General features: G+C 63.3%; 19 protein-coding genes and 3 pseudogenes. 11 read left to right on the top strand and 11 right to left on the bottom strand.

Going from position 1 to position 25,006, the window contains the following annotated elements:
* Positions 1–5 precede the first annotated feature (5 nt).
* Together BFL43_RS12825 and BFL43_RS12830 are read left to right on the top strand one after the other, a co-directional pair.
* The gene (locus BFL43_RS12825; protein ID WP_084892929.1) at positions 6–620 is read left to right on the top strand and encodes a Type 1 glutamine amidotransferase-like domain-containing protein; all 615 of its coding nucleotides are present in this window, start codon (positions 6–8) and stop codon (positions 618–620) included.
* Between the two features lie 88 nt (positions 621–708).
* On the top strand, positions 709–1,788 hold the full coding sequence (locus BFL43_RS12830; RefSeq protein WP_084892930.1) for an AraC family transcriptional regulator: 1,080 nt from the start codon (positions 709–711) through the stop codon (positions 1,786–1,788).
* A 2-nt stretch (positions 1,789–1,790) separates the two neighbouring features.
* Here BFL43_RS12830 and BFL43_RS12835 read toward each other — a convergent pair whose 3' ends face one another.
* From BFL43_RS12835 to BFL43_RS12850, 4 genes are all read right to left on the bottom strand, one after another.
* On the bottom strand, positions 1,791–3,380 hold the full coding sequence (locus BFL43_RS12835; RefSeq protein WP_084892931.1) for an NAD(P)/FAD-dependent oxidoreductase: 1,590 nt from the start codon (positions 3,378–3,380) through the stop codon (positions 1,791–1,793).
* 2 nt (positions 3,381–3,382) lie between these two features.
* Entirely contained in the window at positions 3,383–4,333 is a 951-nt protein-coding gene (locus BFL43_RS12840) for an alpha/beta hydrolase (protein ID WP_084892990.1), read from the bottom strand.
* 692 nt (positions 4,334–5,025) lie between these two features.
* Positions 5,026–5,796 (bottom strand): thioesterase family protein, encoded by a 771-nt coding sequence (locus BFL43_RS12845; RefSeq protein ID WP_084892932.1) that lies wholly within the window; start codon positions 5,794–5,796, stop codon positions 5,026–5,028.
* A gap of 65 nt (positions 5,797–5,861) precedes the next feature.
* The gene (locus BFL43_RS12850) at positions 5,862–6,134 is read right to left on the bottom strand and encodes a hypothetical protein (protein WP_143695291.1); all 273 of its coding nucleotides are present in this window, start codon (positions 6,132–6,134) and stop codon (positions 5,862–5,864) included.
* A gap of 355 nt (positions 6,135–6,489) precedes the next feature.
* Between BFL43_RS12850 and BFL43_RS12855 the strand changes: the two genes are divergently transcribed.
* Positions 6,490–7,674: an acyl-CoA dehydrogenase family protein gene (locus tag BFL43_RS12855; protein ID WP_084892934.1), complete on the top strand. Its 1,185-nt coding sequence runs from the start codon at positions 6,490–6,492 to the stop codon at positions 7,672–7,674.
* A gap of 25 nt (positions 7,675–7,699) precedes the next feature.
* Here the strand turns inward: BFL43_RS12855 and BFL43_RS12860 are convergent, their stop codons facing one another.
* From BFL43_RS12860 to BFL43_RS12870, 3 genes are read right to left on the bottom strand one after another with little or no spacing between them, the layout of a single operon-like run.
* Positions 7,700–9,079: a glycosyltransferase gene (locus BFL43_RS12860; protein WP_084892991.1), complete on the bottom strand. Its 1,380-nt coding sequence runs from the start codon at positions 9,077–9,079 to the stop codon at positions 7,700–7,702.
* Positions 9,076–10,086, bottom strand: a complete 1,011-nt coding sequence (locus tag BFL43_RS12865) for a hypothetical protein (protein ID WP_084892935.1) — start codon at positions 10,084–10,086, stop codon at positions 9,076–9,078. The genes BFL43_RS12860 and BFL43_RS12865 overlap by 4 nt, the downstream gene beginning before the upstream one ends.
* Positions 10,083–11,003, bottom strand: coding sequence for a WcbI family polysaccharide biosynthesis putative acetyltransferase (locus tag BFL43_RS12870; protein WP_084892936.1), 921 nt, complete (start codon positions 11,001–11,003; stop codon positions 10,083–10,085). Before BFL43_RS12870 ends, BFL43_RS12865 begins: the two co-directional genes overlap by 4 nt.
* Positions 11,004–11,455: 452 nt before the next feature.
* On the opposite strand from BFL43_RS12870, the gene BFL43_RS12880 reads away from it, so the two are divergent.
* Entirely contained in the window at positions 11,456–13,828 is a 2,373-nt protein-coding gene (locus BFL43_RS12880) for an FdhF/YdeP family oxidoreductase (protein WP_084892938.1), read from the top strand.
* Here the strand turns inward: BFL43_RS12880 and BFL43_RS12885 are convergent, their stop codons facing one another.
* Positions 13,829–14,470, bottom strand: coding sequence for a TetR family transcriptional regulator (locus tag BFL43_RS12885; RefSeq protein WP_084892992.1), 642 nt, complete (start codon positions 14,468–14,470; stop codon positions 13,829–13,831).
* 118 nt (positions 14,471–14,588) lie between these two features.
* Between BFL43_RS12885 and BFL43_RS12890 the strand changes: the two are divergent.
* The 3 genes and pseudogenes from BFL43_RS12890 to BFL43_RS12900 all read left to right on the top strand — a co-directional run bounded on the left by BFL43_RS12890 (position 14,589) and on the right by BFL43_RS12900 (position 17,260).
* Positions 14,589–15,596: pseudogene (locus BFL43_RS12890) on the top strand (Rieske 2Fe-2S domain-containing protein).
* A gap of 31 nt (positions 15,597–15,627) precedes the next feature.
* A pseudogene (locus BFL43_RS12895) lies at positions 15,628–16,716 on the top strand (dihydrodipicolinate reductase).
* Between the two features lie 58 nt (positions 16,717–16,774).
* Positions 16,775–17,260: a phosphoribosyltransferase gene (locus BFL43_RS12900; protein WP_084892939.1), complete on the top strand. Its 486-nt coding sequence runs from the start codon at positions 16,775–16,777 to the stop codon at positions 17,258–17,260.
* Here BFL43_RS12900 and BFL43_RS12905 read toward each other — a convergent pair.
* Positions 17,235–17,762, bottom strand: a complete 528-nt coding sequence (locus tag BFL43_RS12905; RefSeq protein ID WP_084892940.1) for a TetR/AcrR family transcriptional regulator — start codon at positions 17,760–17,762, stop codon at positions 17,235–17,237. The two genes, BFL43_RS12900 and BFL43_RS12905, sit on opposite strands and share 26 nt — an antisense overlap.
* Before the next feature lie 107 nt (positions 17,763–17,869).
* On the opposite strand from BFL43_RS12905, the gene BFL43_RS12910 reads away from it, so the two are divergent.
* The 4 genes from BFL43_RS12910 to BFL43_RS12925 all read left to right on the top strand — a co-directional run bounded on the left by BFL43_RS12910 (position 17,870) and on the right by BFL43_RS12925 (position 22,452).
* Positions 17,870–19,393 carry an MFS transporter gene (locus BFL43_RS12910; protein ID WP_084892941.1) on the top strand — a complete coding sequence of 508 codons (1,524 nt, stop codon included), beginning with the start codon at positions 17,870–17,872 and terminating at the stop codon, positions 19,391–19,393.
* 158 nt (positions 19,394–19,551) lie between these two features.
* A complete protein-coding gene (locus BFL43_RS12915; protein ID WP_084892942.1) occupies positions 19,552–20,874 on the top strand; it encodes a lipase family protein in 1,323 nt (440 codons plus the stop codon).
* Between the two features lie 143 nt (positions 20,875–21,017).
* Entirely contained in the window at positions 21,018–22,262 is a 1,245-nt protein-coding gene (locus tag BFL43_RS12920) for a helix-turn-helix domain-containing protein (RefSeq protein WP_168176628.1), read from the top strand.
* Complete coding sequence (locus BFL43_RS12925; RefSeq protein ID WP_084892944.1) at positions 22,255–22,452, top strand: hypothetical protein; 198 nt, start codon at positions 22,255–22,257, stop codon at positions 22,450–22,452. Before BFL43_RS12920 ends, BFL43_RS12925 begins: the two co-directional genes overlap by 8 nt.
* Here the strand turns inward: BFL43_RS12925 and BFL43_RS12930 are convergent.
* Together BFL43_RS12930 and BFL43_RS12935 are read right to left on the bottom strand one after the other, a co-directional pair.
* Positions 22,434–23,108 carry an HAD family phosphatase gene (locus BFL43_RS12930; RefSeq protein WP_206186659.1) on the bottom strand — a complete coding sequence of 225 codons (675 nt, stop codon included), beginning with the start codon at positions 23,106–23,108 and terminating at the stop codon, positions 22,434–22,436. The genes BFL43_RS12925 and BFL43_RS12930 overlap by 19 nt on opposite strands.
* Positions 23,109–23,153: 45 nt before the next feature.
* A pseudogene (locus tag BFL43_RS12935) lies at positions 23,154–24,991 on the bottom strand (long-chain fatty acid--CoA ligase).
* Positions 24,992–25,006 lie beyond the last annotated feature (15 nt).

A 25,006-nucleotide genomic window follows, 5' to 3' on the forward strand; every position in this document is an offset into this window, starting at 1 on the left:
TTGCCGTGGCCGAACTCTTGTTGGTGAGCCGCTGGTTGTCGGCGGTTCCGGGTTTCTTGACGCCCCGAACCGGACCTGGCGCACGGATCGGATTCGTCCCGACCGCGTCGTCGATCTACGACGATCGCGCCTGGGTCGATCTCGACCGGACCACTCTTCACGATCAGGGTTGGCAGACGGTGGAACTCGACATCGAAGCCATGACCGCGGCAAACATGGAGAAGGCTCTGGCCACCGTCGACGCGGTCTTTGTTTCCGGGGGCAATGTGTTCCATCTGCTCGCGGCGATGCGACGCACCGGATTTGCCGACAAGCTGACTGCACACGTGGAGGCAGGTCTCCCCTACATCGGTGCCAGTGCCGGTGCCTGCGTCATCGGCGCCGACATCGAACCACTCGGTCTGCTCGACGACCCCACGGAGGCAACCGGACTGCACTCCACGACCGGGCTCGGCTGGATCGACGAGGTCATCGTGCCGCACGCCGACGGGATAGTCTCCGGACCCGCGGTCGTCGACGAGGTCGTTCGCCTCTACGGCGAGAAATTCACTTTGCGTCTGATCGCCGATGACCAGGCACTGCTGGTCTCCGGTGGCAACCTGTCGGTCGTCTCGTCCTGAGTGCGAGACCGATACCGGCGTCGACGCACGTTGTTGCTTCGCACGCTCTCGATCGTGATACTGGTCACATGCACCGGGGACCCGCTACATGAGCGATGCCGTCATCAGTCATTCTCCTGTCGACGGCCATGATTCTCACCGGATCTTCGCGGCGACCACTGATCCGTGGGATCACCCGCGGACAACGGTCGGGGTGTCCCTGATCTGCGATTGGGCTGCCCGCCGCGGCTGCAACACGGCCACGTTGTTGTCCGGTACCGGTATCAGCGCCGAGGCACTCGCCGACGCCGAGCACCTGATCGAGGCCCAGCAAGAGATAGCCGTGATCCGTAACCTTCTGACCACCTTCGACAACCGGCCCGGCTTGGGCGTAGAGGTCGGCCGGGACTATCACCTGACGGCATACGGGTACTACGGCTACCTACTCATGACGTGCTCGGTCGTGTCCGACATGGTCCGCCTGGGTCTTCGGTATTCTCCGCTGACCTTCGCGTTCTCGACGATCCACGGTGAACTCCGTCCCGGAGATCGGTGGGCGCTCACGCTACGAACAGACAACGTTCCCGACGACATCGCCTGTTTCGTGGTGGAGCGTGACATCAGCGCCAGCCTGCAGATGCAGCGCGAACTCTTTGCGCACACATCCGAAGACCCGCTACAAGTGGTTCATTTCGAGCACGAAGCACCACCACCTGACGGGCTCGCCAGGTACCGGACAGTGTTCGGAGTCCCGGTTCTGTTCGATCAGGATCGCACCGAGCTGATCTTCGACGAGGACTACCTCAACTGGCAGCTGCCGATGGCGAACGAACACACCGAAGCGGTGATGGTGGGCCACTGCGAACGCATACGCGCCGAGCGCGTCCGCTCCGGTGGGGTCGCCGGCCGGGTGCGCGCGCATCTGATGACCCTGCCCACCCTCGACCACACACTCGACGAATGCGCAGCCGCACTGCAGTATTCGAGTCGGACCCTCCGGCGGTGCCTGACCCGCGAGGGAACCTCCTATCGGGAGATACACGACGACACCCGCCGAAGCGTCGCCCACGACCTGCTGCGCGATACCTCGCTCCCCCGCACCCAGATCGCGGAACGGCTGGGCTACCGTGACTGGTCCAGCTTCACCCGGGCGATGCGGCGCTGGGACGATCCGCATCGGCCGAACTGACGTCAGGCGGTGATCTCGAAGCCGTGATAGTCCGCGACGGCAACACCATCGCAGATCTGCTTGTACACGTCGACGCCGGCCACGAAGGGCAAGAAGACCTGTCGTTTCCCGGGCACGTTGGCGCCCATGTACCAGGAAGCTGCCTGCGGGAAGAGGGTCATGTCCGCGGTGTCGTTGGTGATGTCGACCCAACCGTTCTCCGCCTGCACTTCAGGCTCGATGCGGCGCTGACCACGGTCACGCATCACCTCGAGCACGTCGGTGATCCAGTCGACGTGCTGCTCGATGGAGGTGAGCATGTTCGACAGCACCGACGGGCTCTGTGGACCGGTGATGGTGAACAGGTTGGGTAGTCCCGCCACCATCAGACCCAGATACGTTCGGGGCCCTTCCGACCATTTCTCCCTCAGCGTCACCTCGCCATGCCGTATGTCGATGGCCTGCAAGGCGCCGGTCATCGCGTCGAAGCCGGTGGCGAAGATGATGACGTCGAACTCGTGCTCGGTGTTCCCGGCGACGATGCCCTGAGCCGTGACGCGGTGGAGGGGATCCTCACGCAGGTCGACCAACGTGACGTTGTCTTGGTTGTACACCTCGAAGTATCCGGTGTCGACGCACATACGTTTGGTCGCAATGGGATACGTGGTGGGTATCAACTTTTCGGCGAGAACCGGATCGTTCACCTTGTCACGGATCCGGTCTGCGACGAAGTCGGCTGCCGCCTTGTTCACCGAAGGGTCCTGGACCAGATCGAGAAACGACTGCTGATAACACAATCCGCCGTCAGTCCACCGACGTGACAATTCCGTGATCACCTCGTCGGTGCTGTACTCGTCGAAGAACTTCGGTTCGGGATCGGCGCAGTGCGCACCCCCACGCGTGACCTTGCTCTCGGCACGGAACTCGCGATACCGCGACTTCACCTCGGCCAGCTCGTCATCGATGTCGCGGTTGAACGCCGGGACCGCAAACACCGGGGTACGTTGAAAGACATTGAGGTGCGCGACATCCGGCGCGATGGCGGTGATGGTCTGCAGCCCTGATGACCCGGTGCCGACAACAGCCACTCGTTTACCCGTCAGGTCGACGCCGCCCTCTGGCCAGTTCCATGTCCAGTAGGTATCGCCATCGAAGTCGTCGACGCCGACGATGTCGGGTTGAGTCGGTACCGATAGGCACCCGGTCGCCGCGATGACGAAGCGTGCAGTGCGGTCGACACCGTCGTCGGCACGAATCGTCCAACGACAGGAGTCGTCGCCGAATTCGAGAGCGGTCACGCGTGTCCCGAAGACGATGTCTTTCCTCAGGTCGTGCTTCTCTGCGACATGCCGGATATAGGCGAGGAGTTCGGGTTGAGCGGCGTAGCGTTCGGACCAGTTCCACTCCTGCTCCAACTCGGGGTCGAACGAGTAGGAGTACTCGATCGATTCGATGTCGCAGCGGGCGCCCGGGTAACGATTCCAGTACCAGGTGCCACCCACCTCAGGGCCTGCTTCGAGAATGGTGGCGTCAAAGCCCAGTGTGCGGAGTTTGTGCAGTTGATACAGCCCCGAAAACCCCGCACCGATGATGACGACGTCGTGATCGACCATGTTTATTCGCCTTTCCCGTTGTCTGCGAGAAACTTTCCGATGTACTCGGCAACGAGTTCGATTCCTGTGAGATAGCCGGGAAACATGTTGGCCATCTGAAAGTAGGCGTGCATCTGTCCGGAAGCTTCTTCGAGTGTCACCGGCACCCCGGCCGCCTTCAAGGCTTCGGCATATGCGACGCCCTCGTCGTGAAGTGGATCGAACTCGGCGACGTATACCAGCGCTGGGGGCAGCCCCGCCAGACTGTCGGCCCGGATGGGTGAGGCATCGGGATTCCTACGCTCATCCGGGTCCTCGAGGTAGTGACCCCAGAACCAGACCATCGTGTCCCTGCTGAGAAGTAGTTGATTCTCGGGCGCGAGGTAGGAGTCGCGATCGAGGTCGCAGTCGGTGACCGGGTACACCAAGACCTGGTATCCGATGCTGGGGCCTCCGCGGTCGCGAGCCCACCGAGTCAACACTGCGGCAATGTTGCCGCCGGCACTGTCACCGCCGACGATCAGCGGCATGTCGGCGGAGGCGAGATCGCCGGCATTGTCCGCGGCCCATAACAGCCCGAGCCAGCCGTCCTCGAGGGCGGCCGGAAAGGGGTGCTCGGGTGCCTTGCGGTAGTTGACCAGCACCACGGTCGACTGGGTGCGGTTCGCCAGGTCACGCGCCAGATGGTCGTACTGCAGGTCGATGTCGCCGATCACCCAACCTCCTCCGTGGAAGTAGACGATGACCGACCGCGGAGCACCCTCGGGGATGATTGCGCGTACTCGGATCGTGTCGCCGTCAGGCGTGTCGAGGCGCACGTTCCGGACCTCGCCGACGTCCGGGCCGCGTCCGCTCATACCGGCAAAGACCATTCCAGACATCCGCGCGATCGCAGGTGTGCCTTCATGTACCGGTGGAGTGCGCGACGCCGCCATCTCTGCGAGGAACCCCTGGCTGACCTCGTCCAATGCCATGTACATCGCCTTTCGACCTGGGTGGCAGATCTTCGCTGGTCAGATGGTGCGTAGAGCACGGACTGTGACGTAGATCATGGTCTACTCAACCTAGGGTCGATCAGCATCGATCCCTATCGCAGTCGCGGCCAACTTCGCGACAGTTGCGGCCACAGCGGTGCTGCGGCGTGCCCGCAATCAGGTACAGCTGCCGCGAAACAGAATCTCCGTAAACGGCCTTTACCCGACATCACTCTTGGCTTCGAAAACTATTGAGCGGTGTAGAAAACTACGATTTCCATTGTGGACACCACGGCGTTTGTGATATTTATGGTACAGAGAAACGCATAGTGTTTCATCGAAACAGTATGAACATTCAGCGGGCCTGAACTGGTATCTCAGCGCCACTCTCGATTGAACTCCGAACCCACCTGCACTTATTGCCAGGGGTCCGGAGATTGGGACGAATACATCTGTACGGACGCGTGATTGATGGTTTGTCCGCACCGAATTACACATCAATGGTCGAGGAAGGACCCTTATGCTATCTGCGATTTTCTACTTCATCGAGTCCATAGACAACGCGCTCTGGGATATCGCCGAGGCAATCGTAACCGGCAGCGACGCGTAGCATCAGCGCAGTTTTGGCCGCCACAAACTCCTGTGGCGGCCAAAGCGCGTGTATCTGTCGACCAACTGCGGGTGACAAGTGATCAGAACGGCCGAACGGTCAGTATCTGCGACTGGGTCCCGATCGGACCGGATACGTCATGCAAGGTGCTGCTGGTCAGGCCGACCCCGTCGGGCCCGAACGACACCGACGTGTCGAATCCGATCCATCGACTCGTGGGTTGCCGGAACAGGTGTGCGGTGAGATCGAGGTTTGGATAAGCGATTTCACGTGGATCAGCGCGAACCGCCATTCCGTTCGCGATGTCGAGCAGTCCCGCAACGGACGCCAAAACGCTGACCTGCTCATCGTTGACCAGCGGCTGCATGGTGCGGACCCAATACGCAGCCCTGCCGGTATCCATCTGTTTGCGCCGGACCTCGACCGAGGCGATGAAACCGCCCGGCCACACGCTCGACGGATCCCAGGCCTCGAATGCCTCAGGCGGTTCGATGGGCCCCAGCGACGTACCGGCGTGCGTATCGGTGTCCCCCGATCGCATCAACCAGGCGCGCAACCGGACTATCGCCCGTCCGGCGTGACCGAGAACGGCCTCCACCAACTCGATCGTCCGCCCTCCTCGAAGAACGGTGACCGCAACGTCGCAGGGCGCGAGCGGCACCGTACCGAGGATGTCGTAGGACAGTCGGCAGATGGTGAGCCGATCGTCTCTCCGCGCGTCGCGATCGGATTCGACGGCGTGGACCAGCAGCCCCAGCGCAGGCGCGATGTGCTGCTCCTCGAGGTTCCAGGCGCCACCGACATGAGGGGTGGGACGGAAGGTCTTGGCTCCGAGCCGTTCAAAATAGGACATCAGCCCCCACAACTTCAGTTAGTGTCGATTAACTGAAGTGAGTGTAGACCACCCTGCGAGATGCCCTAGTCGAGCCACTGAAGCAAGAACGCCAAACCGATCACGCCGATCACTATCAGCAGGCTCAACAACGCGAGCAGCAAGCCGCCGAGGACGAGGCCGGCAACAAAGACCACCGACCCGATGGCGAGGGCGAACGAGGCAGCGAGCGCGATGGTCGCAGTCGCATCTGGTTCATCGCGACCATTGAATGCGCTCGGCTGCGACATCCACATGTCAGGTAGCGCAGACGGCTCCATCGTTCGCCGGTCTGTCGAATCATCATCACGAGAATGCATGTGGTGTCCCCGGACCCGTATCCCGCATTCTTCAACAGAAGTGCAGGAACGTCTCGATCACTATGCGTGGCAACAGTTCACGTCGACCATAAGCGGAACGCTGCCCCGACAGCATGCATGTATCCGAGATCGTGACGACGTCGCGGCTGGTTCCGCACAACCCACGGCGCCCGGCTTATGTACTCCGCGGCGGCTGGGTGTCAGCCGCGCAACCAGAATAGGCTGCTCACCCGCGACGCACAAGAGTCGGAGGCGCACCGGGATACTCTGCTCTACTGGCTTCACTGCACGTCGACCAGACGGGTCATCGACGAACAGTGCTCGGCGTAACGACCCCACCCGACTGAGGAGCGTCATGACCCATAGGCCTTCACAGCCTCGCACCGACTCGCCTCGTCACCTGACTGCCGACCGACTCGCAATCCGCGACCTCGCCCGTGAATTCGCGATGAAAGAGGTGCTCCCGGTAGCGAATGAACTCGACCCGGTGCAAGGCGCCATTCCAGAGACCCTCAAACAGGCGATGGCCGACATCGGGTTCTTCGGAATCATGATTCCCGAGGAGTTCGGTGGCCTTGGTCTGGGAGTTTTCGAATACTGCCTGGTGGCCGAAGAATTGTCCCGGGCCTGGATGAGCGTGAGCGGCCTGCTGGCTCGCGGCAACGGCATGGGCGGCGGATTCACACCCGCGCAGGAGGCAGACCTCCTTCCCCGCGTTGCGCGCGGCGAGTACCTCGGGGCCTATGCACTGTCCGAGGCCGAAGCCGGGTCCGACGTCGCCAACATCGCCTGCAGAGCCACCCGCGACGGTGACGACTGGGTCGTCACCGGCACGAAGATGTGGTGCACCTACGCGCACGAGGCCGACTACATGGTCCTCTTCGCACGAACAGATCGGGTCAAGGATCCCGCCAAACCCCACCGCGGCATCAGCGCATTCTTGATCGACAAGCAGCGCAACAATTTTCCCGCGGGCATCTCGGGCACCAAGATTTGCAAGATCGGTTATTTCGGATGGGACACCTGGGAATTGGCCTTCGACGATTTCCGGATTCCGCAAGACCGGATGCTCGGCGAGGAGGGTAAGGGCTTCTACCTGGCAGTGTCGGGGCTCGAGGTCGGCCGCGCCCACACCGCGGCCCGCGCAATCGGGCTGGCTCGCGGCGCGCTGGAGGATTCCATCGCGTACATGCACGCCCGCCGGCAATTCGGACACCCCCTCGCCGACTTCCAATACCTGCGATTCAAGATCGCCAAGATGGCGGCGGACATCGAGGCAGCTCGTCAATTGATGTACTCGGTCGCGACCGACATCGACACCGGTCGACGCTGCTCGCTGGAGGCATCGATGTGCAAACTCGTCGCCACCGAGATGGCGGAGCAGGTCACCAGTGAAGCCGTCCAGATCCATGGCGGCGCCGGCTACACCACCGACTTCCAGGTCGAACGGTATTGGCGCGATGCGCGTTTGACCAAAATCTTCGAGGGCACCAGCGAAATACAGATGCGGATCATCTCCGACGAACTTCTCGGACGGTAGCAAGTAGCTGACAACGGGGCGGCCGTCACCAGGACAGCGACGGGTCGGCATCGGCAACGGCGATCCCGACTTCGGTCGGCGCAACGCGTCGAACGCCGAACAAAGCCCGAAGCAGTTCGTCCTCTGTGCGCTGCGTTTCCTTCGACCATCGACGCGATCGATGACGCGCGCGCGACGACCACACAGTCACCGCCGCCGGCCGCGATCGGTCGAAATCGACGATAACCTGACCGGCTTTTCCCGGATCGAGTTCCTCAACGAGGAGCGGAATACTGTTGCGCGAGAACACTACTCGTCCGCTCACCTCGGCGTAGAATCGGCAGCGGCCGTTGATCGCCGGCCCTGGATACCCGACGAGGACGCGTGAGTCCTCAATTCCCAGAGCGCGATGGAGACTCTGCGCTGCGCGCCCTTGCAACCACACCCGACCGTCGACGCCGCGCAGGACACTCGCGACCGTCCGCAACAACGACGGCGCCGTGTGCCCCTCCGTGTCGATGACGACAGCGAGGTCGGGAACCGAGTACCCGAGGCCCGAGGTCCTGGCAGCAGGATCGGTGATCAAAGGAGCGAGTGCCAGGGCTTCGGCGTTTTTCCCCGCGAGTCGGTCCGAGACCGGTCGCTCGGCCCAGTCAGGGCCGTCGTGCCACGCGATTGCAGCGGGTTCGTGGGCAAACACCGCGCCCATCATGAATGCACGATTGGCCAGTTCCCAGTCCTCTCCCCCGTATTGCACAAATGTGGGGTCGAAACCGCCTATGTCGTCGAAAAGCTCACGACTACAGGTGAACACGGCGCTGATCACATACTTATACCCGTCCCATCCCGGCATCAGAAGATTCGACGTGCGTTGGTAGGCGTCCGCCAGCCACCGAGGTTCACGTTCGTCGTGCGATCGCCCGGCGGCGGAGTTCTCCGAGAACCACCGGCCGACCCGTCCCGGGGCGACGTCTGCTAAATCCGCATGCAACCTGCGCCCGACCACGACGGAGTCCGGCGCCACCGCCGGCAATCTGATGGCCCGCCGAACGTAATCGGGGGTGGGGACGGTGTCCGCATCGAGAAAGCACAGAATCGACCCCGACGACGCGGCCGCCCCGAGATTGCGGGCGGCAGCAGCCCGAAATCCCCTGTCCTCCTGACGCACCACGATCACCGACAGACAGCACGACCAGCGGTCGACGTCCGGCGGGTCTGTCGAGCCGTCGTCGGCGATCACAATCTCCATCCGGTCCATCGGATATGTCTGGGCCGTCAGTGCCTCGAGGACCAGAGCCAGTTGCCGAGGCTGGTTGTAGTACGGGATGACCACACTGACCAGCGGGGTTGTCGAGCAATCTTTGGCGAGGTCCCACCGATTGTCCGGTACGACGACTCGACCGTCCTGCAGCTCTATGACGTTCATCCGCTCCACCGTCGCAGCAGCCGGTCATATTCCCGAGCGACCTCGACAGCGGTCGGTGACGTCGTCACCGCTGAGTCGGTCCAGGTGTGTTCAGGACTCGCGACAGCGGCTGTAACTGCAGACCGCAACGCATCGTTGTCGTCCGGATGCATCGCCACCACGCCAGGGGACCGCGCAGAAAGTTCCAGGGTGTATGCCGTCCGCGGAACCAGTGGCCTGCGTCCCGCCGAGATCCAGGCATTGATCGAACCGGAAGCCGACATGTGCCGGTGGTACGCCACCGGGACGGTGACTTCGGCCATTCGTCGACGCAGTTCATCATCGGTGAGGAAGCCGGTGATCTCGCAACTGCGCCCCGAGTCCGCTGCGACCTTGCCCAAATCGTCGACGAGGTGGTCATGCCCCGGCGAGGGCGTGCCGAGCGCGAGAAAACCGACCGATGGGTCGAGATCGGCCATCGCCTGCAACGTTTCCAGATGTCCCTTTCCCGGATACAGGAACCCGAGGACACCGACAGTCACTTCCCTCGTGAGCGACGGCTTCTGGACGCGGACGCCATCGAACATGAGAGGCACCACCTGCACCTCGATGGACGCATCGACGAACTCCGCGAACAGTGCGGCTTCGTGGTGGCTCGAGACGATCACCCCCACTGCCTGCCGCGCCACCGCGGCGTAGAAGGCCGCGCGCCGGCGCATCCCCGGACCATCGGATGGTTGTGGCACATCATGAAATGTCACCGATATCGGTCGCCGGAGTTCCGCCATCGTCGAGAGCAGTTTTTGCTGCGCTGCCGCAGGGCTGGAGCCGAACAACTTGTCGGTGACATGGATATGCACGATGCCGCATTCACCCGCGGCGGCAAGGCGTCCAGAGAGGGGCGTACGGCCGAGAAGGAGTCTGTGATCCGCACCGATCACGATCGCAGCGTCGAGAACCGAGCGTGCGTAACGAACGACGCCGTGAGAACGAGGGCCGACGACGTAATGCCCGATGGGTCGGGTCATGAAAGTCCCAGAATGTCGATCAGCTCGACATACCGGTCCAGCGCGGCCTCGATGAACTCCGGATGTGCTGCATACCAGGCCAACTGCCGCTCGTGGACATACTCGTCACTCAGCGGCAGACCGTCGACCAGCCAATCCTCGCGCGCAGTCGCGGTGAGACCAAGCGCATCAACGACGCGCTGTTCCAACGGCGCCCGAACATTGCCCAGCAACTCGCGATCCGGCGTAGACGGCGCGTCTGCGTCGAGTTCATCGAGAATGCGACCCGCCAGGGCGAGCAGCACGCTGTTGCCTGGATGATTGATCGTGTGGGCCGCGTCAGCACCGAGCCCGAGCAGAGCATCGGAGATGGCGACATCGCACTGCCGACGCTCACGGGCCGCGAGTTGCTCGATACTCCATTGGGCCGCAGCGCGAACACGACCAGGTTCGAGATCGATGTCCCAGTCACCGAACGACGTTCGTCGGTCTCTCGCAGCCACAACGGTTCTCAGATCGTGGTACGGGACTGCCGCGGGCGTGGCGGCAGGACTCTCCGGATGCCTGACGATCACCTGGAATGGATACAGACCGCCGTAGCGGATCACCGGCCACACAATTCGGGTCGCCGAGGGCGCCATCTCGATCAGATCCTGCCCGCCGATCGGCAATCCCCGATACCCGGCGCGGACCGGCTGCGTGACGATCACCGACGCGCGCCGGACCACGTGTTCAACCGATGGGATGTCGTCGACCTCGAGTTCGTGGACGGGCGGCACCCGCACCGTGCGGTACGGGAGATCGATCGAACTCGACAGTACGATCCGTAACGCTTCTGCCTGGCAGTTGCCCCATACGACCAACAGATCCCGGTCGTCGGCGGCCGTGCCGTCAGAGACACCGTAGAACTCGCCGTAATGTAACGTCCGCCCGTCCACCTCACACCTTCCGCTGACCGTCGACCTCACCCCGGGGTATCCGATCCCGGGAAGAAGCAATCATCGACTTCGTCACTCCCGAGGTGTTTTGGAACGCAGCCGATCGCGAAGGGCCCGCGCCCGTCCCGTGCGGTGCTCGTGCCTCAGGTGCGGCTGGTTGTCATGCGGTTGCTGCGTCTTCTTCCTGCGCGGCAGCAGAATCAAGACGACGATCACAACGACGGCGATCACGACGAATGCGACAATTTCCATGAGTGCTGCGACCCTCTGTCCCGATGGCGTGGCTTCGGCCAAGTTCTGGCACGGCCCTTCGTCTCACGGATAGCCACGGTCGAGGTCCGGGAAACACCGCCCGCGCAGTAGGCGTGAGGACCGGCCCTACGGGGTAACCATGTTCACGCAGCCATCCAGTCGACGATGTGACGTGAGCGCGTGAGACACGAAGGGGCACCATGCCGGCAAACAACGACAACAACGAGAACGACTTGCGCCACCTCGACATCGAACCGCCCAAGAATCATGCAGCAGGACCCACGGCTGTCGCAGTCTCGATGAAACGCGCACTGGGTCACATGGGACCGGTCCGCACCGCGAAGACGTTGCTGTCGCTGAATCAGGCCGAAGGATTCGACTGTATGAGCTGCGCCTGGCCGGACCCCGACCCAGGTCACCGGCACACTGCGGAGTTCTGCGAGAACGGCGCAAAAGCAGTCGCAGAAGAAGCGACGACCACCCGGGCCACACCGGAATTCTTCGCTGCTCACAGCATTGCCGAGCTGGACAGTCACACCGAGCACTGGCTCGGTCAACAGGGTCGCATCACCCACCCGATGATCAAACGGCCCGGCGGGACCCACTACGAACCCATCGCATGGGATGACGCGTACGCACTCATCGCCGACGAACTGAACGGCCTCCAAACCCCCGATGAGGCCATCTTCTACACCTCGGGCCGGGCGTCGAACGAGTCTGCCTTCGTGTATCAACTGTTCGCCCGCGCGTTCGGCACCAACAACATGCCCGACTGTTCCAACATGTGCCACGAATCAACCTCGATCGCCCTGCAGGAATCGATCGGGATCGGTAAGGCGAGCGTCACCCTCGACGACGTCTACAACGCCGAACTGATCATCATCGCCGGGCAGAATCCGGGCACCAATCATCCCCGGATGCTGTCCGCCCTCGAGAAGGCGAAGCAGAACGGCGCGAAGATCATGGCCATCAACCCACTGCGCGAAGCCGGGTTGGTCAACTTCAAGAACCCGCAGACCCCGCGAGGCATGGTGGGACCGGGCACCGACCTGACCGACATGTTCCTGCCGATCGCGCTCAACGGCGACCTCGCCCTGTTCCAGGCTCTCGGGTCATTGCTCGTCGAATGGGATGCCCTGGACCACGACTTCATCGATGCGCACACCACCGGTTTCGAGTCTTGGCGCGAGCACGTGCGGGCGGTGGACTGGGAAGTCGTGACAACGACAACCGGCCTGACCCGTCAGCAGATCACGGATGCGGCCGAGCTCCTGCGCAGTTCGAAAGCCACGGTCTTCTGTTGGGCGATGGGGTTGACCCAGCACCGCAACGCGGTCGCCACGATCAAAGAACTCACCAATCTCGCCTTTGCACAGGGCAATATCGGCAAGCCCGGCGCCGGGCTCTTCCCCATCCGTGGGCACTCCAACGTCCAAGGAGACCGCACCATGGGCATCTGGGAACGACCGCCTCAGCACTTCCTGGATTCGGTACAGCGTGAGTTCGGCTTCGATCCGCCGCGCGAACACGGCCTCGACACAGTCGATTCCGTCCGCGCGTTGCGCGACGGCAAGGCCCACTTCTTCCTGGGTCTCGGCGGTAACTTCGCGCAGGCCACACCCGACAGCGACGTCACGTTCAAGGCTCTTCGCGGCGCCCGGATGACAGTGCAGATCTCGACGAAGATCAACCGGGGTCACCTCGTGTGCGGGGACACCGCACTCATCCTGCCCACCCTCGGCCGCACGGAGAAAGACGTCCAGGCGGGCGGGCCACAATTCATCACGGTCGAGGATTCGACGTGTTCGGTCCACGCCTCCCGGGGACCGCTGGCCCCGGCGAGCCCTCAGCTGCGATCGGAAGTCGCGATCGTCACCGGCATCGCGGAAGCCACCCTCGGCGACCGCCATGGCATCGACTGGGCCGCCATGCGCGGTGATTACCGCACCATCCGTGCCCACATCTCCCGCGTCGTGCCCGGCTGTGAGGGTTACGAGGTGAATGTGCGCAGACCGGGAGGCTTCATCCTCCCCCATCCACCTCGTGATACGCGAACCTTCGAGACAGACTCCGGCCGAGGAGAATTCGCCGTCTCGCCGATCGAGGTGTTGCAGGTTCCCGCCGGCCACCTGATCCTGCAGACACTCCGCAGTCACGATCAGTTCAACACCACGATCTACGGACTCAGCGATCGGTACCGCGGCATCGAGGGCGGCAGACGGGTGATCTTCATGCACCGAGAGGACATCTCGGCACTCGGTCACCGCGACGGCGACATCGTCGACATCGTTTCGCGCTGGGACGATGACGACAACGTCCGGTGCGCACCGTCATTCCGCATCGTCGAATACGCGACACCGCGAGGGTGCGCTGCCGCCTACTACCCCGAGACCAACCCGCTGGTTCCGCTGGACTCCACCGCTCTCGACAGCAACTGTCCGACATCGAAATCGATCATCGTGTCCCTGGTTCCGGCAGGACAGGGAAATCCGGATACCGGCTCGCCTGATCAGGATTCGACCGGATCTGACTGGGATCACAGGTCTCATCCGCAGCCGCACCACCTGAGCTGATCAGGCCGGACCGGTTGTCGAGAACGACGGCTCGAGATAGTTCACTATCGCGTTGGTGAAACCACGCCTGGCCAGGTCCAGGTCCGTGTACGTACCGAGCTGGCGCTCCGAGACCATCCCCCGCATGGCGCCGGGTATGAACGCGGCGACCTCGGCGACTCGCTCCGGGTCGACATCCAGGCCACTGAACGCGCGGCGGCAGGTGTCGAGCCACGCCTGCCGCCACGACTCGAACTCGGCTGCGGTCAGCGGGTACAGCCGTTCGAACTCCACGCGGTCTCGCGGCATCGCGGCTCGCAAGGTCTCGATGGCGCGAGAGTCTTTGCCGCTCAAGCCTTCATACAGATTGTCGACGATGGCGCTGACCCGGTCACGCAGCGACGCACTCGCCGGCGCGCTCGCCGGCAGATCGCCTCGACGCTCGGCGGTGTATTGCAGCACCGCTGCCCACAGACCGTCGATATCACCGAACTGATACTTGACCGTTCCCCAGGTGGCGCCGATCTCTTTGGCGATGCGGTTGCCCGACACAGCGCCGGGATCGCCAGAGGCCAGGGACCGTAGCGCGGCGTCGAGCATGCTGTCACGAGTTGCCATCCCTCGTTTGTTGCTGCGTCTGCCGGCAACCTCCGCTTCGGTCATCTCACCCATACTAACGACGCCTCATCGCGCACATCCAGATTCATAGAACCCTCTTCCAAACATTCGCAGAGGGGTCTATCATTCCTTTCGGATCCGACGACTCGTACGGGAGGCCTCGATGGCGAAAACACCGCTGCCCATGAAGCCGACGGGCTGGTTTCAGGTGGCGTGGTCGGCGGAGATCCGGGCTGGTGACGTTCATCGGATGACGTATTTCAGCACTGAGATGATCGCCTGGAGATCAGCATCGGGCCAGGTCACGGTCATGGATGCCTACTGCGAACATCTGGGTGCGCATCTCGGCCACGGAGGCACCGTCGACGGCGAGATCCTGCGGTGCCCGTTCCATGGCTGGGAGTGGGACAACCAGGGACGAAACGTGTGCATTCCTTACGAAAAGCGCCCTAACAAGGGCAGGCGGATCCGAACCTACCCGGTCACCGAGCACAGCGAATCAGTGTTCATCTGGTTCGACGAGAACGGTCGTGCACCGTATTTCGAGGTCGCCGATGTCTTGTCGGGGTTCGACGACGGCAGGAGCGCCGCCGACTACTAACCCGCTTACGGCCACAGCACATTGTTCGAGACCGGGCTGGAGATCCATCCGCAGTACCTGATGGAGAACGGGGTGGACTTCGCGCACTTCAAATACGTGCACAACACCCCACTGGTGCCCGAGTTCACCCGTCACGACTTCGACGCCCCGGTGTCCTATGTCGATTTCACCATCGCGTTCGACGATGTGCCTGCCGACGAGATCAACAGTGGAGTGCAGGCGATCAACAGCGGAATCGGGGTGGCAGGCACCAAGAGCTGGGGAATGATCGACAATCGCACGCTCACCTCGGTCACCCCGATCGACGACGCGACCTCGGACATCCGGTTCACCGTCTGGATCGGACGCACCCCCGGCGACGACAACGACGGACCCACTTCTCGTGCGCTGCGCAATGCTCGCGGCGTGATCGAACAGTTCCAGAACGACATCGGAATCTGGAAGTACCAGCGCTACTCCGACCCACCCGCCCTCTCTCCCTCGGAGTTCAAAGGCTTCACCGCCATCACAAAGTGGGCCACCCAGTTCTATCCCGCCGACTTCGACCCGAAGGCAGCAACCGCTCGCTGACCATCCACCCCCTCGCCCGAAAGGCCACTTCATGAGCACGCCTGAGCACCCCCCGATTCGGATCTTCCAGGTCGCGACCGGCAACGTGGGAACCGAGATGATCAAGCGAATCGGCGCTCACCGAGATCTCGAACTCATCGGATTGCACTGATACACACCGGAGAAGATCGGCCGCGACGCAGGTGAAATCGCCGGACTCGACCCCATCGGCGTGACGGCCACCGGGACCGTCGAGGAAATCATCGCCGCACACCCCGATGTCGTGACGTTCCACGGCGTATTTCCCGACGCCGCCGACGAGAAGGTGCTCGAAGCGGGGATCAACATCGTCACCACCGCCGACTTCATCACCGGTCACCACCGCGACGAGAATCATCCGCACGTGTCGGGCAAGAAGGTCACCGAGGTGCTCGAGGCAGCGTGTCAGCGGGGCGGATCGACGTTCTACGGCACCGGCATGAATCCCGGTGTCAACCAAATTCTCGGCGTGGTGTGCTCGGCCGATGTCGCGGAGATCGAGAACATCATCACCCTCGAATCGGTCGACGTGTCCTGCCACCACTCCAAGGACACCTGGATCGAGGTCGGCTACGGTTTGCCCGTCGACGATCCGAGTATTCCGGACAAACTCGAGAAGTACACCCGGGTCTTCGGCGACAGCGTGCTCCTGATGGCTGACTGCTTCGGCCTCGAACTCGACGAGGTGACGTTCAGCTATGAACTCGGCGCGTGCACCAAGGACGTCGATCTGGGCTGGTATCAGCTGCCCAAGGGATCACTCGGCGGCAACTACATCAAGTACCAGGGCATGGTCGACGGCGTTCCCAGGATCGAGACCCATCTGGAATGGCAGATGACTCCACACACCACACCCAACTGGGACATCAAGGGCTGCTACATCACTCAGATCCAAGGCGACCCGTGCATCTACAACAAGCACATGATCTTTCCCAAGCGCGGCGTTGATCTGTCCGATCCCGCCAACTTCGCCTCCATCGGCATGACCGTCACCGGATTGCCCGCTCTCAACTCGATCCGCAGCGTCGTCGCGGCGCGGCCGGGCATCATCACCAGTGCCGACCTCCCGCTGAGAGGATTCGCCGGCCGCTTCAAGAAATAGCCTGGAGGTCGAGCGGCCATCCGTTTGCCACGAGTCCGCGGCATGCGACCATTGGTCGATGAGCGATCGAGAAGTGTTGACGTGGGAGATCTTCGGACGCGCAAGCCGGGAGCTCGCGCAGATCGTCGCCGACTCGGGTTTTGCTCCCGACGTCGTACTCGGCATCGCTCGCGGTGGTCTCGTACCCGCCGGAGCGCTGGCCTATGCGCTCGACTGCAAGGCATTGTTCACGATGAACGTCGAGTTCTACACCGGCGTCGGGACGACCCTGGACAGTCCGGTCATCCTGCCGCCGATCCTCGACGCGACCGAACTCGACGGCCTGAGCGTTCTCGTGGTCGACGATGTCGCCGACAGTGGGAAGACCCTCGAACTCGTGCACTCGTTCTGCCGCGACCACGCGTCGGAGGTCAGAACCGCCGTGCTCTACGAGAAGCCGGCATCGGTGATCCGCGCCGACTACACGTGGAAGTACACCGACCTCTGGATCAACTTCCCGTGGTCCACCGAGCCGCCGATCACGCCTCGCGCAGTAGCCGATTGACGACTCGCTGATGCAGGTCGGGGTCGATCGACGGCAAACCCAACAATCCCCCGAGATACAGGCCGTCGCCCACGAGCCGGATGATCTCGGCGTTCACGGGGTCATCGATCTCGGCTCGTAGACCCTCGTCCCATAGTTGCATCACCTCGGTGACCGCCGCCTGGATCTCACCGGGGTTCCCATCAACGCTGCGCAACGCCGCCAGGGTCGAGCGGAACAACGCGAGTTCTTTGTCGGACGTCGACTCCGGGGGCTGCAGGTACCAGGTGGCGACCGTGGTCCCGCCGCGGGCGGCGTCGGCGCGCTGGCCGTCCGAGCGTTCTCCCAGTCGCCGAACCATCGCGGCGATCAGTGCATCTTTGTTGCTGAAGTGGTACAGCAGACCGCCTTTCGACACCCCGGCCGACTTCGCGACGCTCTCCAGCGTGACCCTCGAGAGCCCCTCGTTCAGCAACATCTCTTCCAGGGCATCGAGGATCCGGTCACGGGTGTCAGAGGCCATGGCCGCTACTTTACCGGCTGGACGGTTCACTGATACGGTTACTGTACCGTCCGGACGGTTTTCTCCGGGCCGAACACAAGGGAGTACGCGTCGTGAGCCGCTCGCGCATGTCTGGAACGCAGCACAGCGATCGCCAGACCGCAGGAGCCAAGGAGTGGCTGGGACTCGTCGTACTCGCGTTCGCCGTACTCCTGATCGCGATCGATGCGACCGTGCTGGATATCGCCCTACCGTTCCTGAGCGCCGATCTCGAACCGACCAGCACACAACTCCTCTGGATCATCGACGTCTACTCATTCGTCCTCGCCGGCCTGCTCATCACCATGGGCACCCTCGGCGATCGCATCGGACGGCGCCGCCTGCTCCTGATCGGAGCGGCCGGATTCGGTATCGCATCGGTGCTCGCGGCGTTTGCCGTCAGCCCGGAGATGCTCATCGCCGCGCGGGTGTTGCAAGGTGTTTCGGGGGCGACCCTGATGCCGGCCACGCTCGGGTTGATCCGGACAATCTTCAAAGATCCCCGTCAGCGCGTCACCGCCATCGGGGTGTGGAGCGCGATGGCAGGTGGCGGCGCTGCGGGCGGCCCCCTCGTCGGTGGATGGCTGCTCGAGCACTTCTGGTGGGGTTCGGTGTTCCTCATCAACCTCCCCCTCATGGCCGCTCTGATCATTCTGGGCCCCTTGGTCATCCCGGAATCCAAGGATCCGAGTCCGGGTAGATTCGATCTGCTGAGCTCAGGTCTGTCGATGCTGGCGCTGGTGCCGATCGTGTACGCCGTGAAGGAGACTGCGGCACACGGGCCGAGCCTGACGGACCTGGTCGCAGCACTCGTCGGGATCATGGCCGGCGTCGTCTTCGTGCGACGACAGCGAATCCTCGACGCACCGATGATCGACCTGGAACTGTTCGGCAAAGCCGACTTCTCGACTGCAGTGTTCACCAACTTCCTGTCGATCTTCGCCCTGTCCGGAGTGTTGTTCTTCGGGTCGCAGTACCTGCAACAGGTGCTGGGCTGCAGCCCACTCGAAGCCGGCCTCGTGTTGCTGCCGGGGACCGCAGCCAGCGCGGTCGCTTCCCTGGGTGCGGCCTATCTCGTCCGCGTGTGGACCGCCGGTACGGTCTTGGCGGGTGGACTCGCCATATCGGCCGTCGGGGCACTGCTGCTCATCGGGTTGGGTACCGACAGCGGCGTCGGGCTGTTCATCGCAGGTTTCGTGCTGGTGGGGATCGGAGTCGGGATCGCGTTGACCCTGACGTCGGACCTCGTGGTCAGCGCGGTCGAGCCAGAACGAGCCGGTGCAGCGTCGGCGGTCTCTGAGACCGCCTATGAACTGGGGGTGGCACTCGGCGTGGCAGTCCTGGGAAGTGTGGTCATGTCGATCTTCCGCAGAGGTCTCGACACCGGGGCGCTGGACCCCTCGTCCGCCGCGGCGGCTCAGGAGACGCTGGGTGGCTCCTCAACCGTTGCAGCGCAGCTGGGCCCGGAGGCCGCTGTGGCGCTGACGGATTCGGCCAACGCCGCATTCGTCTCCGGCATGCACGCTGCGTCGATCGCAACGGCAGCCGTGCTGGCGCTGAGTGCGGTGCTCGTCCATGTTCGGCTCAAGAAACCGGTTGACCGACCGGTCTAGTGCAGGTGCTCGAATGCGACACCAGCAACTCCGTCGCTTCGTCACTAGCGCGCGCTCCCCCGCTCACCGCACAGTGATCTCAGTCACGACGAGGCCCATCTCGGGTCCGGCTCGTTCGAGGGGGCGTTCACTTCATGGTCATATCTCTACTTCGATCGATGGTGCCGTTGGTCGTCGCGCTGTGCGTGGGCATCGCCGGAATGAGTGCGGTCGGTACCGCGTCGGCCGGTCCGTCGTTCCCGCCCGCATTCCCGTCTGACCAGAATCAGTTGCCGCAGTTGCCTTCCGAACCCGACATCTACGATCAGCTACCGATCCCCACGCCGGAGGACGACCCCTGGTACACCGATCCCTCGAACCTCGGTTCGTATGCTGCAGGGCAGATCGTGCGCACCCGTGAAGTCCAGACGCGGATTCTCGGCATCCCGTTTCCCGTCTACACCAAGCAACTGCTCTTCCGGTCGAACGACGTGCACAACCGGCCGATCGTCACTGCCACATCGCTGATCGTGCCCGGCATACCGTGGGAGGGCAGCCCTCGGCCGGTGCTGTCGTTCCAGGAGGCCATCGATTCCACCGACTCGTCCTGCAACCCATCGCACACCCTGCAGACCGGAACCATGAAGGAATCGGCACTCCTGATCTATTGGCTCGGGCAGGGTTTCGCGATCAACATCCCGGACTTCGACGGGAAGTTCAACACATTCAACACCTACGACGAAGGAAAGATGGTGCTCGACAGCCTGCGCGCCGTCAAGAACGACAAGGCGCTGGGGCTCAGGGACTCCGGAATCGCCCTCTACGGATACTCGGGCGGGGGATCGGGATCGGTTCGCGCTGCCGAATTGCGGGAATCGTATGCGCCGGATGTACATCTGCTCGGCAGCGCGTTCGGCGGCTTCCCCGCGGACCTGGCGGCGCAGGTCGAGTACGCGAGCGAGCCCCAACCGGGACTCACCGGACTCAGCAATTTTACGATGTGGCTCGGCTGGGCCGCGTTGTCGCGGAGCTATCCCGACCAGTTCAAACCTGCAGACATCCTCGACGCAGATGGTCAGCAACTGGTCGCCGACGCACAGCGCCGCTGCTACGCGACGCTGGCCCTGGGCGGTTTCTACCGTCCGATCAGCGCCTATTTTCAGCCCGGTAAGTCACTGGCCACCGCACCTGCGATCGCACAGGTGCTCGAGGACAACAGCCTCGGCAAACACATCCCCGACACCCCGATCTTCTGGTGGCACGGCGTATGGGACGAGCTCATCCCGCCTGCCGACGTCGTGCTACCCACCGTGCAGTCGTACTGGGATCGCGGCGCCGACATGCGCTTCTACTCGATGCCACTACCTGAACACATCGTCAATGCCGTGGTCGGCTGGCCGCCCGCTGTGGCGTGGACCACCGCCGTCCTCCGCGGACTCCCACCGGGGCCCAGATTCAAGGCGGACCTCGCTCCCCTTCCGGAGAACTTCCCTGGTGGCTGACGAAAGCTTGTGCGACTGCACAAAATCTTGGTCAAAAATTCTCTCTTTCCTTCATGGCGTGCCCGTGCTTCGGTGAGGTGTCCTTACCACCACACACCGATCTCTCCAGAGGGGATTTTTACCAGAATGCCTCGTCAACAGGTATGACCGCGAACCGCAAGATGGCGCTCGAGAATCTGCACCGGCGGGCCGCCGGAGTGATCACCGGGTTCTCTGATCAGCTTCCGCCCTACCAGCAGACGCCAGCGGCGTTGGTCGAGGAGGACTTTGTCCTCGGTGTCCACCGAAACATCGATCTCTTCATCAAGTCGATGGTCACGGGGGTCGAACCCAGCGATGCGGAGCTCGAACCCGTGGTGGCACTGGCGCTCACTCGTCATCACGACGGAGTGCCACTCGACAGCATTCTCGATGCATACCGCTCCGGGGCCACCCTGATCTGGTCCCGACTGTCCGAAGGCTCGACCCCGGACGAGCAGGAGATTCTCATCGCGGGCGCAGGGCAACTCATGCGCTATCTGACCAGGATCACGGCGCGGATCGCCGTAGCCTGCACCCAGGCGCCGGCGAGCGACCTCCCCGACAGAGACGACACCGCGCGCACGGTTGCGGTGGCCCTCCTGCGCGGCCAGGCTCCGCAGAGTTGGTCGCTGGCGCATCTTCCTCCACTGGCCTCCAGATATCTGGTGATCACCATCTGCCCGCTGGACGGCGACGCGGGTGCCGCCCGCGCCCTCTACCAACGCCTGGTGGCCATTCCCGGAGCGCTTGTCGCACCGGAACGCAGCACGTGGACCGCGCTGGTCCCCCAGCAGACCGCCGACACCGACGGACAACGCACACTCGAATCGGTGCGGACTCAGCTCGAGGGAGCGCGTGATGGAATGCTCGGCTCCCCTCCCGCGTATGCCGGGGGTGCCTTCTCCGCGGCCTCCCACGCGGAGATCCCCTCGGCCGTGGAGCACGCGCACCTCATCTGCACCCTCAACCAGATCGGCGAATCGACGCAAACACTGGCAAGCCTCGACGACGTCGTCTTTGCCTACAGCGTTGCGACCGCTGCCGCAGAGGTACACACTCGGTACCGCCAGATCTCTGCGGTCCTCGACGGACACGACCTGCTGCGAGCGACGTTGTGGACATTTCTCGACCATTCCTGCAATGCGCAGGCGGCCGCACGAGCCCTGCATCTGCACCGCAACACGATCTCCTACCGATTGCTCAAGGTCGCAGACCTCTCGGGGCACGACCCACTCACCTTCGAGGGCGCCCGGGTGCACGCCGCAGCGCGGATCGCCGAACACCTCGAAACGCACCGCAGCCGAACCATGGCGTCGCTGCCGGTCGGCGGAACACTGCAAGGGAAAGGACCGGCGATCAATGCGTGACCGGACGATCGTTCACCAGGTGCCGCAGACAGGGGATCTGTGGCGTTCCGAGCACGAGCGGCTGTTCTACTTCGAGAACGTCGCGGCCGACGCGGCCGACGAACGGGGCGAGGACTTCGCCGATCTCGTATCCGTCGACGACGGTCAGCCCGGTCGGACCGCCACTGTCACCTACCGCGTGCTCGCCTGATCTGTGCCCAGCGACTCGACCGCGTCCGTTGTCAGCGCGTCGATTCCGTCGATCACGAGGGCCGCCTTCGCGAGAGCATCATCGGCAGGCGGATAGTCCGGCCGCGGCGCCGCGATCAGAATCAAACCTGCCGCCGTCGCCGATCGCATGCCGTTCGACGAATCCTCGATGGCCGCGCATGCGGCGGGTTCTCGGCCCAGCTCCCGTACGGCGTGCAGGTACACGTCCGGTGCGGGCTTGCCACGGTCGAGTTCTTCGGTCGAGACGGTGACCTCGAACAAGTCGGTCCAGCCTGCTGTTTCGAGTACCGCGTCGATGAGTCTGCGCGGCGACGAACTGGCCAGGCCGAGTGGCCAGCGCGCTGCACAGCGACGAACGGCTTCATCCGCACCCGGTAGCACCGGCAGGTGTTCTTCGTAACGGGCCACCATGTGATCGATCACGATGGTCGCGACCTCCGCCGGCGCCTTGCCGACGCCGAGGTCTGCACTCAGATAGGCCGCCCACTCGGGGGTGCTCATCCCCATCAGCGCCGTCTGTGCCTCGGGGAGCCACGTGCCGCCGTATTCGGCAACGACGCCGCGGCGCACCTCCTCCCAGATCGGCTCCGAGTCGACCAGCACGCCATCCATGTCGAAAACCAGTGCTTCAATCACCCTGCCATCATCTCCCGTGCCGGCCCGACGTCGCCTGCCGGGCGGTCATTCTGCGAGGTCGACGACACCAGGGCCTGCAGGCGATGAATACAGATCGACAATGGTCTGCTCGTACTTGCTCGCGATCGGCTTGCGCCGCAGCTTCATCGTCGGGGTCAACTCGACTCCTCCTGGATCCCACGCCGACGGAACGATGACGAATCGCTTGACCTGCTCGACCCGGGACAGCTTCGTGTTGCCCGCCTTCACCGACAACGTCACCTCCTCGACGATCGCCGGATTGCGTGCAAGGTCGGCGATCTGGGCCTCCGGGATACCAAGCATCTTGGCGCGAAGCGCGGCGACATCGGGATCGAGCACGATCAGCGCGGTGATGTACGGCTTGTCGTCGCCGATCGCCACCACCTGACTGACCAGCGACGAGTTCGCCTTCATCGCGTTCTCGATGGTGCTCGGAGCCATGTTCTTTCCCGACTCGTTGATGATCAGCTCCTTCTTCCGATCAACGATCGTCAGATTGCCCTCGGCATCGATGGTGCCGACATCGCCCGTCGCGAACCAGCCGTCGGAGTCGATCGCCTCCGAGGTCTTGTCCGGTTTGTTGCGGTATCCGCGCATGATGATCGGCGCCCGCACGAGCACTTCCCCATCCTCGGCCAGCTTGATCTCGACACCCTCTACGGGTTTGCCGACGGTGCCCACCTTCAGATTGTCCACGGTGGTCTTCGTCGCCGCGCCCGTGGTCTCACTCAGACCCCACACCTCGATGACCGGAATGCCCAGTCCCACAAAGAACTCGATGACCTCCGCCGGAATCGACGCAGCGCCCGAGATCGCCAACTTCAGCTCGTCGAGTCCCAGCGCGGCGCGCACCTTCGACAGCACGAGCGAGTCCGCCAACTGATACTGCACCTGTAGAGCCCGGCCCCGTGGTCGACCCGACAGGTCTGCCCTGGCAGCACGCGCGGCCACGTCGAGCGCCCATGCGGCGAGCTTCGACTTGACCGGGCTTGTCTCCTCTCCTACCTTCGCCTCGATGCCGGCCTTGATCTTCTGCCAGACCCTGGGAACGCCGAAGAACACCGTCGGCCGCACATCAGGGAGGGCCGCGGCAAACTCGCGAGGATCGGAAACCGACGTGATCTGTATGCCCCGCAACTGATTTGCACTGTGCGAGGAAACCCGATCCGCGATGTGTGCGGCAGGTAGGTACGAGATGATCCGATCGTCGAAGCCGGTGTCGAGTTCGGCGGACACCGACTCGGCGGCCGCGATCACGTTGCGGTGGGTGATCTCCACCCCCTTCGGCGGCCCGGTCGTCCCGGATGTGTAGATCAACGTGACGAGGTCGTCGGGTTCCACCGCCCGCCAGGAGGCCTGAAAGTCGAACTCGGTGTCCGGATCGGCCTCGACGTCGCGCAGTTCGATGGCGCCCTCGGCGGGACCGTCGACGGTGATGATGTGCTCGAGGGCGGCACCGGATTCCCGGATCGCGGGCATGAAGACCTGCTCGGTCACGACGACCCGGTTGGCGGCGTCACCGAAGAGATATGCGAGCTGCTCCGGTGCACTGGTGTTGTACACGGAGAACGGGATGGCACCGAGATGCACGATCGCGGTGTCCACGAGGTGGAACTCGGGCCGATTCGTCAACATCAGGCCGACGGTGTCGCCGCGTTTCACACCGAGGGTCACCAGCCCCAGCGCGATCGATTCCACTCGCGTGGCGTACTCACGCCACGTGATCTCCTGAATACCCCAGGGGTACGCAACGCGACGCGGTCCGGATGCATCTTTGCGGTGTGCTGAAACGCTTCTGCCGTGGTGTGGACCGCCGCTCCGGAAGCGTGGTGAAAGACGGTGTCTGCGGTATTCGGGTTCATCGGTGAACTCCTGAC

The organism is Williamsia sp. 1135 (assembly GCF_002095395.1).
Lineage (GTDB): Bacteria > Actinomycetota > Actinomycetes > Mycobacteriales > Mycobacteriaceae > Williamsia.